The following is a 14,808-nucleotide window of genomic DNA, read 5'->3' on the forward strand; positions in this document are numbered from 1 at the left end:
GTGACGCGGGGCCAGTGGAAGATGTCCTTCAGCGCTTGCCCCACGCCAGGTTCAGGCGGAGGGGCTCGCGGCCCTCGGGCACGTACAACAGGCGGTTGTCCCCGCCCTCCCAGTCGAACTTCCCCGGGGTGCCGTCGCGCACGAGCTTGTACTCGAACACGGCCCCCACGGGCAGCGACAGCGTGAATCCGCCCGATACCGGACGCAGCGAGCGCTCGGGCTTCCAGCCACCCAGCTCCGGCCCGCTGCCCACCAGTCGCGCCGCAGCGTCGTCCGTCGTGATGACCACCGTGCGCCGCTCGCCCTCGCCTCGCCACCGCGTGCGGGCCTGCGCCGCCACCGGGCCGAAGCCACCGGCCTCGCGAGCCTTCAGCCGGAACAGCGTCACCGGGCCGGGATGCACGATGAGGGAATGGACCAGGCCGGGCCAATTCCCGCCCGGGAACTCAGTACCGGTGAACATCTCGGAGACGCGCGCCTCCATGAGCCCTTCCGGAACCGGCACGTCCACCGGAGCCTTACCCCGATTCACGGCGATGACGACGGCCTCGTCCGGAGCGACACGGGCATAGGCAAAGAGGTCCTCCCGGGCGGCGAGCACGAGCGTCTCGCCACCCCGGAGGGCCTCACTGCCCCGCCGCAGCTCCAGCAGCTGCGCAATCCAGCCACGCAGCGGGTGGTCCGCCGTGAAGCGCATGTCCCCGCGGTTCTCCGGCTCCTTCTTCCCCGTCAGCCCCTCCTCCGTCCCGTACGTGAGTGCCGGCACGCCGCGCGCGGTGAGCTGCATCGCCAGCGCGCCCATCACCCGCTTCACGTCCCCGCCACACTCGCTCATCACGCGCGGCAAATCGTGGTTGTCCACCAGCGTCACCAGCGAGCCCGGCGCCGGATACAGCCTGTCGTTGAAGAGCACCGCGCCCAGGTGCGAGGGCGACCTGTCCCGGCAGAAGACATCCACCAGCGCGAAGGCCAGCGGGAAGTCGAACATCGTCCCGAAGTGCCCCTTCGCCATCGTGTCCGCGAGCAGCACCGCGTCGCCGTCCAGCATCTCCCCCAGCAGCAGGAAGTCCTTCCCCGCGTGGGCGCGCACGTCGTCGTTGTAGCGAGCCCAGAACTCCGGAGGCATGTGCTTCACCGCATCCAGTCGGAAGCCCGCGGGCTTCACCGCGTCCACCCACCGGAGCGAGTGAGAGAGCAGGTGCTGGTACACCTCGTCCTTCTCCACCGCGAGGTCCGGCAGCCCGTGCACATCGCGCATCGTCAGCTCGCGCGGGTCGTTCCAGTTGTCGATGGGGCCCAGGCCGTGGAACCACTGCGGCTTCTCGCGCACCAGCTTCGTCTCGGGGCCCACGTGGTTGAGCACCACGTCCAGCACCAGCCGCATGTCCCGGCGGCGCAGCTCCTCGGACAGCTTCGCGAGCAGCGCCTCGTCACCGAAGCGCGGCTCCACCTTCCCGAAGTCCTCTACCCAGTAACCGTGAAAGGCGCCGTACCCGTAGAACTTCTCCGTCCGCATCTGGAAGACGGGTGAAAGCCACACCGTGCGGACACCGAGCGACTTCAGCTCGTCCAACCGCGAGATGACTCCCTGCAGGTCGCCCCCGTGGAACGCCTGCGCATCCTTCAGGTCCACCTTGCCGTCATTGCGCGCATCGCCGTTGGCGAAGCGGTCCACCATCACGAAGTAGATGGCGTCCCCCGCCGGAGGCACCCACGCCGCGCCGCCGTCCGCCGCGCCGCCCTCCGGAGGCTTCGGCGGCTCCGAGGGCGTGCTCGTCCCCGGCTTGATTCCCTCGCCGGCCGGAGCATTCAGCCCGGGCACCACGGACGTCCCACCGTCCGTCACCGGCACCGTCATGGGCGAGGCGAGGAACGAGTCGAACAACCCCGCCGCCTGACCAGCAATCTGCCGAGACACCTCCAACTGCGCGTCATTCTCCCGCTGCTGGTCGTACTGGAGCGCGGCGGAGTAGTCCTGGGTGGTGGTCGTGGGCTCCAGCGTGGAGTTGGCGCGTCCCGCCGTCGTGCGGACGAAGACCTCCCAGGAGAAGCGCCCGCTCACCTCGCCGAAGAAGGAGACGCGCGTCTCCACCAGCAGGTACAGCGCCGCGTTCGGCGCCTGGGCCGTCAGCATGGCGTAGCGGCGCTGCGACTCGGTCACCTTCGCGAACTCGGCCGCGTACTGCTCGTAGGGCACCTCCTGCACCGTGAGGTTGCGCTTCGCCAGCGCCTCCGCCACGCGCTGCTTCACGCCCTGCGGCACGTCCGCCACCACGCCGCGCTTGAGCTTGTCGTCGCGCACGTAGGCCACCGCCACCACCGTGCCGTTGGGCGCCAGCACGGGCGCGGGCGATGACTTCAGCAGGCAGCCCGCCGCGAACACCGCGAGGAAGAGGGCCGCCAGGGCCCACCGCTGTCTCAGAACCATCCTTCGGCCTCGATGGCGACCACCGAGTGCCAGTGGCTCTCGGGGCCGACGTACAGGTTGTACTGGTCCAGGCTCTCCACGAAGGAGTTGCCGTACGCCGCGTGCTGCGAGGAGTACTGGATGCCGTAGAGCAGGCGCAGGCTGGGGCGCGCGTAGATGCCCTTGCCCGTGGGCTGGAGCACGATGCCCACCTTGCCCTGCCACGTGTTGCGCACGTCGCTGTCACCGAACTCCAGGCCGCGCGAGTCCGGCATGCCGTCCGTGCTGGTGAAGACCGAGTCCACGTGGTTGCGGAACAGGTTGCCGTTCTCGCTCTTCTCACGCGCGATGCTCGTCTCCGCCAGGAGGTGGACGCGCTCGGTGAGGAAGTACTGGAGGCGCAGCACCGTGGAGGCGATGAACCGGTCGTCCTCGCCCGGCTTGAGGTTGTTGTCCTCGTTGAAGGCGTAGCCCACCCAGATGCCCCAGAGCGCCTCCAGCTTGTCGGGGATGATCTTGATGTACGCCTCGTTGCCGAAGCTCGCCTCGTAGCGCTCGTCCGTCTGGTCCGCGATGTACACGGTCCAGTCCCGGCCCCGGTAGTTCTCCGTGTACGACTGCTCCGGGTGCTTGCGCTCGAAGGTGAGGTACATGTTGTCCCAGACGAGCGGGCCGATGCCGCCGAAGCCCAGGTAGCCGGCCGTCATGAAGGACACCGCGCTGCGCGGGTTCAACACCGGCACCAGGTCCTCCTGGCCCGGGTTGTTCTCGAAGTAGCGCTGCACCACCTGGCGCCGGACGTAGTCCTCGTAGTTGATGCCGGGCGACGCGTAGAGCGCGTTGCGGTTGCCGCGCACGGACGGCTCGTAGCCCACCTGCGCGCGCACGCCGGCCTCGAGGTGGCCCGGAATCAGCCGGTAGCGGAAGTGCCCGGCGGTGGTGAGCACCGTGTTGTACTTCTGCGGCCGCAGCGAGTAGCCGCTGTCACCCACGGCCAGCAGCACGTCGAAGCGGTCCCCCGTGTACGTGCCGGACAGGCCCACCGTGTTGTAGAGCAGCGTGCCCGGCCGCTGGTCGTAGATGTGCAGGTCATTCCACCGGTTCTCCAGCGTGCCGAGCTGCCAGGTCACCCTGTCGAGCAGGATGTTGCCGGCGCGCACGAAGAGGTAGTCCGCGCGGAAGTTGACGAACGAGCCGTTGCCCGGGTCCGCCGAGCGGATGGACGTGCCGGAGAAGCGCGTGTGCACCTCGGCCCAGACCTCGTCGGAGCCCGGCGTGGCCTGGAGCACGTCCAGCTTCAGGTTGAGCTCGGCGTAGGGGCTCTCGTTGAGGAGCCGGCCGTAGAGCCAGTAGTAGCCGAGCTGGCCGGAGCCGCCCGAGAAGTCCGGGCGGGTCATGATGCGGAAGTAGCCCGCGGCGCCGAACCTGTCTCGGGGAGCGTCGGCCAGGGCCAATAACGGGCTGAGGAGGAGGAACAGGAAGGCGCCGAGGCGCGCGGGCGGGACTCGCATCGGGCCCCGCTTATAGCGCACCTCGCGCGCCCGCCCTACTCCGCGCGCAGGACGACGATGGTGCGCTCCGGGACGCCGTACGTCGTGCCCGGCACCGGCGCCGGCGCGTCCAGCCACGAGTTGCCCGTGACGCGGGCGCTCAGGCCCGCGCTCGTGAGATACGCCGTGCTGTCGAAGTACGACTGCGTGTCGATGAGGCGCTTCCACTGGCGGCCCTTCACCTCGGGCAGGGTGAACTCCACCGCGCGCGGCTCCATGTTGATGAGCACCACCAGCTCCGGTCCGTAGGACGTGTCGTAGTAGTGGACCATCAACTGCTTGCTGTCCCAGGCCACCTCGTCGGTGTTCTGCGAGCTCTTCCAGGCCAGCGGCGCGCCCTTCTCGTAGTCGGACGGCGAGAACGCGTACGCGTGCTCCCTGCGCAGGCGGATGGCGGCCTTCACGAAGTCGTGCATGCGGTGGCGCTCGTCACGCGCGAGGTACGCGCCCCACTGGTACCAGTTGAAGGGGTTGTCCGCGCGCGTGGAGTACGCGTTGTTGTTGCCGAGCTGGGTGCGCATCCACTCGTCGCCGCCCAGAATCATCGGCGTGCCGTGGCTGATCATCATGGACATGAAGGCGTTGCGCATCATCTGCCGGCGCATGCCCTCCGCGCGCTCGTCGCCCACCGGACCCCAGTTGCGCGAGCGGTTGTTGTCCTCGCCGCTGACCTTGTCGCAGAACGGGCTGTTCGGCGTGTCGCAGCACACCGGGTTGAGCGGCCCGCACTTGTTCTCCTTCTTGTCGTAGGCGAACAGGTCATACAGCGTGAAGCCGTCGTGCACGGTGATGAAGTTCATCGAGTGGTACGGCCGGCGGTTGTTGCGCGCGTACCAGTCCTTGCTGCCGTACATCAGGAAGGGGCCATCCGCCGCGCCGGGCTTGCCGCACAGCGAGCCCTCGTTGGAGTTGAGCTTCCAGTCGTCGCGGTTGATGAAGGCGCGCCACCAGTCGCGGAAGCGGCCGTTCCACTCGTACCAGCCCGCGCCCGGCTGGGTGAGCGAGTTGGGGAACTCGCCCATGGGCAGGCAGTACCAGCCGCCCGCGCTCCAGGGCTCGGCGATGATGCGGGTGTTGTACTTCTGGAGCACCGGGTCGTCGACGATCTCCTGCAGCACCGTGTTGCGCGGGTCGTCCCAGCGGTTGAAGTCGCCGTCGCGCTCTCCCAGGATGGGCGCCAGGTCGAAGCGGAAGCCGTCCACGTGCAGCTCCTCCGCGTAGTAGCGGAGGCTGTCCATGATGAGCTTGCGCGTGGGCCGGTGGTTGGGCCGCGTCTGGTTGCCCACGCCGGTGTTGTTCCAGTACGTGCGCCGGTCCGGGTTGAGCGCGTAGTACGCCTGGTTGTCGATGCCGCGGAACGAGTAGAGGCCCGCGACCTCCGCGGGGTCCAGCGACTCCAGCGGCTCACCGGGCTGGACGTCGTCCGTCTCCAGCTTCTCGCGCCACAGGCCACCCTCGCCGGTGTGGTTGTAGACCACGTCGACAATCACTTCGATGCCGCGCTTGTGGAACTCCTCCACCATCCACTTGAACTCGTCCACCACCTGGTGCGGCTGCTTCATGGCCGCGTAGGACAACTCGGGCGCGAAGAAGTTGATGGTCTGGTAGCCCCAGTAGCCGCCGTCCAGCGGCTTCTCGTGGATGGGCAGGAGCTCCACGGCGGTGATGCCCAGGTCCTTGAAGTAGTCCGCCTTCTCGCCCATGCCGCGGTAGGTGCCGGGGAAGCGCACGCCGCTGGCGGGGTCCGCGCTGAAGCCCTTCGCGTGGACCTCATAGACGACGAGGTCGTTCCACGAGTGGCCCTTCCAGTTCTCGTCCTGGCGGTTGGCGCGCCACTGCTGCTCGACTTCACCCCACTGATAGCCGCTCTGGACGATGACGCTCTTGGCGGAGGCCGCGTAGGTGACTTCCGTGCGCGCCGGACCGGAGGCGGTGCTGCCCTTGCCCCAGTCGTGGTCCCGGTGGAGCGCCTTGGAGTACGGGTCCGTCAGCAGCTTGTTGGGATTGAAGCGGTTGCCGTAGACGTCCGCGTCCGCCTTGAACCCCTTGATGGAGCCGGGGAACCACTCCGGGTCGTACTCCCAGTTGGGGCCCCAGGCGCGGAAGCCGTAGTGCTGGCCCAGGCCCACGCCCTCCACGTAGACGCTCCACACGTCCCCGTAGCGGGTCATCTCGTAGGTGCGCGTGGGGCGGTTCACTTCCGGGTCGTCGAAGAGCAGCAGCTCCAGCCGGGTGGCGTTCTCCGAGTAGAGGGCGAAGTTGACACCCTGGTCCACGAACGTCGGCCCCATGGACTTCATGGACTCCACGTCCTCGACCGTGTAGCTCGGGGCCCGCGCTTCGCTGTGGTAGAGCCGGACGTAGTCGCTCTCACTGCAGCCGAAGGCGAACAGGACGGTGGCCAGGGCCGCGCCCTTCAGGCGCGTCATACGGGGAGTGCTCATACGGGTTGGCTGCCTCGACATTCCGGACGGACCCACGGCCCGGAGATGAACCACGCTTCATTACCAAGCGGCTTCCAGGGCTGACAAGGCAGCCCCCCTCGCGAAGCCCTTACGGCCCGCATCCTCGCCTGGATGGGTGCCCCCCTGAATGACGCAGCGCGCCCAACCCGATGGGTTCGAGGAGCGGGTTTGAGGAGAATGACGTCGGAAGGGTATGGTTCGCGGCCGTTCTCCCCACACATTTTCCGAGCGCGTCTTGTCCGAAGTCATCCTGAGCGGGATCAAGAAGTCGTTTGGCCAGAACCTCATCGTGAAGGGCGTGGACCTTCAGGTGAGGGAAGGCGAATTCCTCGTCATGGTGGGCCCCTCCGGCTGCGGGAAGACCACCCTGCTGCGCCTCATCGCGGGGCTGGAGCAGGTGGACTCGGGAGAGGTGCGGATTGGCGGTTCGCGGGTGAACGACGTGCCGCCGCGTGATCGCGACGTGGCCATGGTGTTCCAGTCCTACGCGCTCTACCCGCACATGACGGTGCGGGAGAACCTGGCCTTCGGCCTGACGCTGCGGAAGTTCCCCGCGTCGGAGATTGCCTCGCGGGTGCAGGAAGTCGCGGGCATGTTGGAGCTCGGCCACCTGCTGGACCGCAAGCCCAAGGCCCTGTCCGGTGGTCAACGCCAGCGCGTGGCCATGGGCCGAGCCATCGTCCGGCGCCCCAAGGTGTTCCTCTTCGACGAGCCCCTGTCCAACCTGGACACCGCACTGCGCGTGCAGATGCGCGGCGAGCTGGCGCGGCTGCACCGGCGGCTGGGCGCCACGATGATCTACGTCACCCACGACCAGGTGGAGGCGATGACGCTGGCCTCCCGCGTGGCCGTCTTCAACGGAGGCCTCCTCCAGCAGGTGGGCCCGCCGCTGGAGCTCTACAACCGCCCTGCGAACCGCTTCGTGGCGGGCTTCCTCGGCTCACCGGCCATGAACTTCCTGGAGGCACAGCGCGAGGGCAGCGGCTTCACCGGCCGGGGCTTCACCCTGCCCTGCCCCGCGGACGTGCCGTCGGACGCCGGGAAGGTGCTGGTGGGCCTGCGTCCTCAAGACCTGCGCGTCGCGTCGCAGGGGCCGCTGACGGGCACGGTGGACGCGGTGGAGCGGCTGGGCTTCGACGGGTACGCCTTCCTCAGCACGGAGGCGGGCCCGGTGGCGGCGCGCTTCGACAAGGGCGTGCATGTCGCCGTCGGTGACAAGGTATCGCTGGCGCCGGTGACGGACGCGCTGCACGTCTTCACCGAGGACGGCTCGCGCGCGCTGCGGCACCCGGCGGACCGCGACTCGCTGGAGGTGGCGTCGTGAGGAGATGGCTGGCGCTCGTGCTCCTCGCCACGGCGTGGAGCGCGCAGGCGGCCGGCGACGCGGCCGCGCCCCTGAAGCTGTGGCACGCGTACCGGGGCGGCGAGGAGACCGCGCTGATTCAAGTCACGCAGCAGTTCACCGCGAAGACGGGCATCCCGGTGGAGCTGCTGGCCGTGCCGTACAACGCCTACGCGGACAAGCTGACCAACGGCATTCCGCACGGCTCGGGTCCGGACGTCTTCATCTTCAACCACGAGCGGCTGCGCAACTTCCACGCGCAGGACCTGCTGGCCCCCGCCAGCGCGCTCGCGCGCGGCGACTACTTCCCCAACGCCGTGGAGGCGCTGGAGGTGGATGGCCAGGTATACGGCTATCCCATGTCGCTGAAGTCCCTGGCGCTCTACGTCAACACGAAGCTGGTTCCGAACCCGCCCGCCACCACGGCGGAGCTGCTGGCCATGCTGCCGGCGCTCTCGGACGCGGACGCGGGCCGCTTCGGCCTCGCGTTCGAGAACGGTGACTTCTACTTCCACGCGCCCTTCCTCTTCGGCTTCGGGGGTGAGCTGTTCGACGCGAATGGCAAGGCGAGCTTCGACACGGAGGGCATGGCGCGCTCGCTCGCCTTCGTGAAGAAGCTGCAGGACGACCGCTTCACCCCGCAGGAGGTCTCCGGCGCGCTGGTGAAGAGCCTCTTCAACGACGGCCGCGCGGCGATGATCATCAGCGGCCCGTGGTTCGCCGGCGAGGTGGCCTCCACCGTGGACTACCGCGTGGTGGCGCTGCCGCAGGTGAGCGAGACGGGAATCCCCCTGAAGCCATTCCTCGGCGTGGAGGCGGCGTTCGTCTCCTCGCAGTCCAAGCAGGCCGACAAGGCGCAGCAGCTGGCGCGCTTCATGTCGCTGGGCGAGGCGTCGCTGGTGCGCACCACGGTGGGCCGGCAGATTCCGGCGGACGTGGCCGCGTACCAGTTGCAGGCGGTGAAGGACGACACGCTCATCTCCTCCTTCCGCGAGGCCGCGAAGAACGCCACGCCCATGCCCAACACGGTGGAGATGCTCCGCGTGTGGGAGCCCATGAAGCTCGCGCTGCGCGCGGTGCTCCAGGGCGGCGTCGAGCCGAAGGACGCGGGCGCGCTGGCGGACCGCCGCTATCGCGCGCTGCACCGCGAGCGCCCGCCCGACGCCAGTCCCCTGCCGTGGCTGGGGTTGGTGGGCATCATGGCGCTGGGCGGCACCGTCTGGGTGATGCGCCGGCCCGCGCCCGCGCTGCCCTTCAAGCGGCGCTACCCGGACGTGGCGCTGGCGGCGACGTACCTCGCGCCCGCGACGGCCGGCATCCTGGTGCTGGTGTTCATCCCCTTCGTGGTGGGGCTGAGCCTGTCGCTCTTCCACTACGAGCCGGGCCAGTACTCCTTCGTGGGCCTGGCCAACTTCGTGGACATCCTGGCCAGCCGCGGCTACCGCATCACCGAGCCGCTGTCCTTCTACTTCACGCTGGTCGTCACGCTGCTGTGGGCCCTCATCAACGTGGTGTTCCACGTGAGCATCGGCCTGTTCCTGGCGCTGCTGCTCAAAGACCCGCTGCTCAAGCTGCGCGGCGTCTACCGGGTGCTGCTCATCATCCCGTGGGCGGTGCCCAACTACATCACCGCGCTGATGTGGAAGGGCATGTTCCACCGGCAGTTCGGCGCCATCAACGGACTGCTGGTGGCGCTGGGCATGGAGCCGGTGAGCTGGTTCACGAAGTTCTCCACCGCCTTCGCGGCCAACGTGGCCACCAACACGTGGCTGGGCTTCCCCTTCATGATGGTGGTGGCGCTGGGCGCGCTCCAGTCCATCCCCCAGGAGCTCTACGAGGCGGCGGAGGTGGACGGGGCGAGCAAGTGGACGCAGTTCCGCCACATCACCCTGCCGCTCCTGAGGCCCGCCATGCTGCCCGCCGTCATCCTGGGCAGCGTGTGGACGTTCAACATGTTCAACATCATCTACCTGGTCTCCGGCGGTGAGCCCGGAGGCTCCACGGACATCCTCGTGTCCGAGGCCTTCCGCTGGGCCTTCCAGCGCAACCAGCAGTATGGCTTCGCCGCGGCGTACTCGGTCCTCATCTTCCTGGTGCTGCTGGCCTGGTCCGGCTTCACCAAGCGGCTGATGCGCGCCTCGTCGGAGGTGATGGGATGAACCGCCCGTCGAAGCTGAAGATGGCCGCCATCCACGCCGGGCTGATGGCGATGTGCATGGTGACGCTGTACCCGGTGCTGTGGGTGGTGAAGATGGCACTGTCCCCCACCGACAGCCTCACGCTCACCGCCAACCCCTTCCCCGAATCCATCACCTGGGAGCACTTCAACGAGGTGATTTTGGGCACGGACGCCGCCGGCCGCTGGCTGTTCGGCCGGCAGCTCCTGGCGAGCCTCGCCGTGTCCGGCGCCACCACGCTGGTGGGCCTGGCGCTGGCGGTGTCCGCCGCGTATGCGCTGTCCCGGTTCCGCTTCCCCGGCAAGGAGGGCGGAATGCAGATGCTGCTGATTACGCAGATGTTCCCGGCGACGCTGATGCTGGTGCCCATCTACGGCATCCTCGAGAAGCTGCACCTGCTGGACAGCCTCACGGGGCTCGTCCTGGTGTACGCCACCACCGCCCTGCCCTTCTGCATCTGGAACCTGAAGGGCTACTTCGACACGCTGCCGCGCGAATTGGAGGAAGCGGCGGTGATGGACGGTGCCTCCCCCGCCCAGGTGTTCATCCGGGTGGTGCTGCCGCTGGCCCGGCCCGCGCTGGCCGTGACGGCGTTGTTCTCCTTCATGACGGCGTGGAACGAGTTCATCCTCGCCGCCACGCTGCTCAATGACCCGACCCGCTTCACCCTGCCCGTCGCCCTCCAGCGGTACGTGGGCGAGTACAAGGTGGAGTGGGGCAAGTTCGCCGCCGGCGCGCTCGTGATTTCCGCGCCGGTCATGGCGTTGTTCTTCGCTCTCCAGAAGCACCTCGTCGGCGGTCTCACCGCTGGCGGCGTCAAGGGGTAATGGCCGATGTCGTCTCGTTGTCTCAGGACCCTGCTGTGCGTATTGCCGCTGCTCGCCGTGGCGTGTGGTGACGACTCCGATGAGGGCACCTCGCCCCAGCCGACGCCGCCCACCGTGCGGGAAATCCAGCCCACGGGCGGCCCCATCGCCGGCAACACGCTCCTCAATGTCTACGGCTCCGGCTTCCAGGACGGCGCGAAGGTGTTCCTGGGCGACCAGGAGCTGATGCGGACGGTGGTGGTCAACGCGTTCCGCATCTACGGCTACACGCCCACGGCCACGTCCGCGCAGGTGGACGTGAGGGTGGTGAACCCGGATGGCGCGTACGGCGTGCTGGTGAAGGGCTTCGCCTACGAAGGCCCGCCGGCCCCCAACATCGACCAGGCCGAGGTGCTCAACGGCAACACCGACGCGGTGAGCGGCGGGCAGCCGGTGGGCATCACCGTGCGGGGCGCCATCACCGTGGCGGGCCTGACGCGCGGCGTGGGCCAGGGTGGCGGCGTGCGTGCGCAGGTGGGCTTCGCCGCGGGCACCGCGGAGCTGCTGAAGCAGGACAGCTACACCTGGGAGACGGCCACCTACGAGACGGACTCGGACAGCGGCGAGGCGGACGTCTACAAGGGCAACGTGCTCCTGCAGCCGCCCATCGGCGGTGAGAACCGCGAGTGGGTCGTCGCCATGCGCTTCTCCATCGACGGAGGGAAGACGTGGGTGATGGCGGACGGCGACGGCATCGCCAACGGCCTGTCGGCGGAGATGCTGCGGCGGGTGTTCATCGCCCGGCCGCGCGTGGACTACTGCAAGCTGGGCCCGGATGGTAACGGCGCCAACCCGGAGCTGTTCTACAAGCCGACGGACTCGACGCTCATCACGGTGCTGGGCCAGGTGTACGCGGCCGGCATCACCCAGGGCGCCGGCGCGGGCTCGGGCGTGGTGGCGCAGCTCGGCTACGGCCCGGATGGCTCGGACCCTCGCACGGACGAGGGGTGGACGTGGATCAACGCCACGTACAAGGCGGAGCACGGCAACAACGACGAGTGGGGCGCGGAGCTGCCCAACCCGGGCACCGCTGGCAAGTGGCGCATCGCCTTCCGCTTCAGCATCAGTGAGAACGCCTGGCGCATGTGCGACGCGGACGGCGTCAACGACAGCACCGAGGGCAACCTCACCTTCAACCCGGGCAAGCTGGGCACGCTGACCGTGGGCAACGAGGCGCCGAAGCCGCCCGTCACCTGGTGCAAGATTGGCGAGGACCAGAAGGCCCCCGAGGTCATCAACTACCTGACCACGCAGACGACGGGGCTGAAGACCGTCTATGCGCAGGTGGGCATGCCGGGCGTGACGGACAAGGTCGGCGCGGGCCCGGGCCTCTCCGGCCAGCTCGGCTGGGGCCCCAAGGACGAGGACCCGCGCACCTCCGAGCTGTGGAAATGGTCCACCAATCTGGTGTGGAACAAGGACAACTTCGAGGTCAACGACGAGTGGAAGGCGGTGCTGCCCAACCCCGCCGTGAATGGCGAGTTCCGCTACGCGGTGCGCTTCAGCGCCAACGGCGGCCCCATCCGCGTGTGTGACGGCAACGGGGTGGACGACGGCGGCCAGGACTTCGAGATGAACCAGCTCGGCACGCTCAACGTCACCGGTGAGGTCGTGGTGCCGAAGGTCATCGGCTGGTGCAAGCTGGGACCGGACCAGAACAACACGCCGGAGCAGGTGCCGTACCTCACCACCACCACCACGCTTCGGAAGATTGTGGGCCAGGTCTACGTGCCGGGCGTGACGACCACCGTCGGCAAGGGCGACAACGTCGTGGCCCAGCTCGGCTGGGGGCCGTCGGGCTCGAACCCGGCCACCGCCACGGGCTGGAACTGGGCGACCACCGCCACGTACAAGGGCGACATCGGCAGCGCGCAGAACCCGGCCAATGACGAATACGAGGCCTCGCTGCCCAACCCGGGTCCCGCGGGCAGCTACAGCTTCGCCTACCGCTTCCAGGTGAATGGCGGCGCGTTCGCGTACTGCGACGCGGACGGCAACGGCGGCGGGCCCACGGACTTCGACACGGCGAAGCTGGGTGCGCTCACCGTGAGCGAGCCGCCGGCCACGAACGTCGTCGACTACTGCAAGCTGGGTCCGGACGGGAACAACACGCCGCCGTCGCTGACGTACACGCCGGCTTCGGAGCCCAGCCACGTGGTGGTGGGCTACGTGAAGGTGGAGGGCCTCACCAACACGACGACGGGCGCGGTCACTGGCGTCGTGGGCCAGTTCGGCTGGGGCCCGGCGAATTCCGACCCGACGGTGCCCACCGGATGGACGTGGGCGAACGCGCAGTTCAAGAGCGACTTCTTCGACAATGACGAGTACCAGGCCACGGTGCCCAACCCGCGCACGGAGGGCGGCTACCGCTTCGCCTACCGCTTCCAGGTGAACGGCGGCGCGTACCGTTACTGCGACGCGGACGGCAACAGCGGGACGGACGGCTTCGACGCGACGAAGGTCGGCACGCTCACCGTGGAGCCCGCGCAGGTGCCCACTGGCGTGTGCCGGCTGCAGAGCGTGAGCGCGGGCGGCGCGAGCGCGGACACGGTGGGCAGCGGCGCTTCCGTCTCGGCCACGGGCCGCGTGCGCATTCCCGGTGTCACCGACGGGGCGGGCGCGGGCGCCAACCTCCAGGTGCAGGTGGGCCTGGGCAATGCCAGCGACGACGCCTCGGTCAATCCGGCGTCCTTCACGTGGAAGGACGCGACGTATTCACGCGAGGCGCCGGACGAGGCGAACACGGACGAGTTCGCCCTCACCTTCCACCCGGCCTACACGGGCAACCGCGCGGTGAGCCTGCGCTACAGCACGGACGGCTCGACGTGGACGTACTGCGACAAGGACGGCAGCGACGTGGGCGGTTACACGAGGGCGCAGCAGCACGCGCTGGCTGTCACCAATCACGCGGAAATCAATTACTGCAACCTGCAGTGGCCGCACAGAACCAGCGACCCCGGGGGTGGACGAACCGTCTACGGAAAGGTCAATGAGCCGGACGTCACCACCATTCCGACCCCTGCCCCGAACCTGACCGCCGAACTGGGTTACGGACCGAAGACACAAGACCCTGGCATGGACACCGGCTGGACGTGGCTCCCAGGCAGCGCGAACAACACCAACGACGACTACGATGAGTACAAGGCCGATCTTCCCGCTGCCGCCTCGGTCGGTAGCTCCTACGTCTGGCGCTATCGCATCGGCACCGGCGCCTACTGCTACGGTGACTGGCAGGAGAATGGGCAGCCCGGCGGCTCGAACGACGGCGTCTCGCCGGACACGCTGGGCATCATCGATTAGTTGGTAGTCGCGTAGGACATGCGGGCCGCCCGGGGCACATGGCCTCCGGGCGGCCCGTGTTGTTTCAGCGTCCTCTGCTGCCCGGGACGGCAGCCCTACCTCCGAATGAGTGAGCCCCACGCGCATCCATGTGCTGGCTGCACGAGGTCCGCTCTCGGGGACATCACAAGTACTTCGTAGCGAAGTCGCTGGAGGGCCAGAGGAAGCCCTGTGGGGCCTCGATGACCACTGGCCCCCGAGCCCTGCATGCGGTGCCCCACTCAACGACGGTGCGCCGAATGACCAGGCAGGCGACCCGGGCTCCGACGTGTCGCCGGACACACCGAACACTGTCGACACGTCACCGCCTCAGACACCGGCCTGGGTGCACATGACCCCGGGCGGCCGTCCCGTGCCGTGGGCACGGTGTGCGCAGCGCTCCGCGTCAAGCGTGAGCCGCGCCTGCCTGCGTCCTGCGCCAACCGGACCGCGTCTCGCGGGAACGCATCAGCGGGGCGGGGCATGCGGCTCACTGCAACGCATCCTGCGTCCCACCCCGACCGGGCCGCGTCCCGCGGGAACGCATCAATGGGCGTGTGCTCGCGGATGTCGCCCGGTCCTCCCTCGCAGGCGGGCAGCGCGCGGTGCTGGCACGCGGCGCGCAATCCCCCTGCATGCGCCCCCGAAGAGCTGCCGTCCTGCCGAGGTGACTCGCCAGGGTC

The 14,808-nt window shown here is 68.6% G+C and carries 7 protein-coding genes; 4 read left to right on the forward strand and 3 right to left on the reverse strand.

The annotated features are described in order from the left end of the window. Window positions 1-28: 28 nt before the first annotated feature. From ACVTJA_RS38435 to ACVTJA_RS38445, 3 genes are read right to left on the reverse strand one after another with little or no spacing between them, the layout of a single operon-like run. Complete coding sequence (locus ACVTJA_RS38435; protein ID WP_465827754.1) at window positions 29-2,428, reverse strand: alpha-amylase family glycosyl hydrolase; 2,400 nt, start codon at window positions 2,426-2,428, stop codon at window positions 29-31. After that, a complete protein-coding gene (locus ACVTJA_RS38440) occupies window positions 2,419-3,918 on the reverse strand; it encodes a hypothetical protein (protein ID WP_465827756.1) in 1,500 nt (499 codons plus the stop codon). The genes ACVTJA_RS38435 and ACVTJA_RS38440 overlap by 10 nt, the downstream gene beginning before the upstream one ends. A 35-nt stretch (window positions 3,919-3,953) precedes the next feature. Then, on the reverse strand, window positions 3,954-6,401 hold the full coding sequence (locus tag ACVTJA_RS38445; protein WP_465827758.1) for a glycogen debranching protein: 2,448 nt from the start codon (window positions 6,399-6,401) through the stop codon (window positions 3,954-3,956). A 256-nt stretch (window positions 6,402-6,657) separates the two neighbouring features. Here ACVTJA_RS38445 and ACVTJA_RS38450 point away from each other — a divergent pair, with 256 nt between their 5' ends. The 4 genes from ACVTJA_RS38450 to ACVTJA_RS38465 are packed head-to-tail and all read left to right on the forward strand — an operon-like array spanning window position 6,658 to window position 14,107. Then, window positions 6,658-7,746 carry an ABC transporter ATP-binding protein gene (locus ACVTJA_RS38450; protein ID WP_465827760.1) on the forward strand — a complete coding sequence of 363 codons (1,089 nt, stop codon included), beginning with the start codon at window positions 6,658-6,660 and terminating at the stop codon, window positions 7,744-7,746. Further along, the gene (locus ACVTJA_RS38455; RefSeq protein WP_465827761.1) at window positions 7,743-9,923 is read left to right on the forward strand and encodes an extracellular solute-binding protein; all 2,181 of its coding nucleotides are present in this window, start codon (window positions 7,743-7,745) and stop codon (window positions 9,921-9,923) included. Before ACVTJA_RS38450 ends, ACVTJA_RS38455 begins: the two co-directional genes overlap by 4 nt. After that, window positions 9,920-10,768: a sugar ABC transporter permease gene (locus ACVTJA_RS38460; RefSeq protein ID WP_465827763.1), complete on the forward strand. Its 849-nt coding sequence runs from the start codon at window positions 9,920-9,922 to the stop codon at window positions 10,766-10,768. The genes ACVTJA_RS38455 and ACVTJA_RS38460 overlap by 4 nt, the downstream gene beginning before the upstream one ends. Window positions 10,769-10,774: 6 nt before the next feature. Next, window positions 10,775-14,107, forward strand: coding sequence for an IPT/TIG domain-containing protein (locus ACVTJA_RS38465; protein WP_465827765.1), 3,333 nt, complete (start codon window positions 10,775-10,777; stop codon window positions 14,105-14,107). The last annotated feature ends 701 nt before the right edge of the window (window positions 14,108-14,808 follow it).

The organism is Pyxidicoccus sp. M6 (assembly GCF_055568925.1).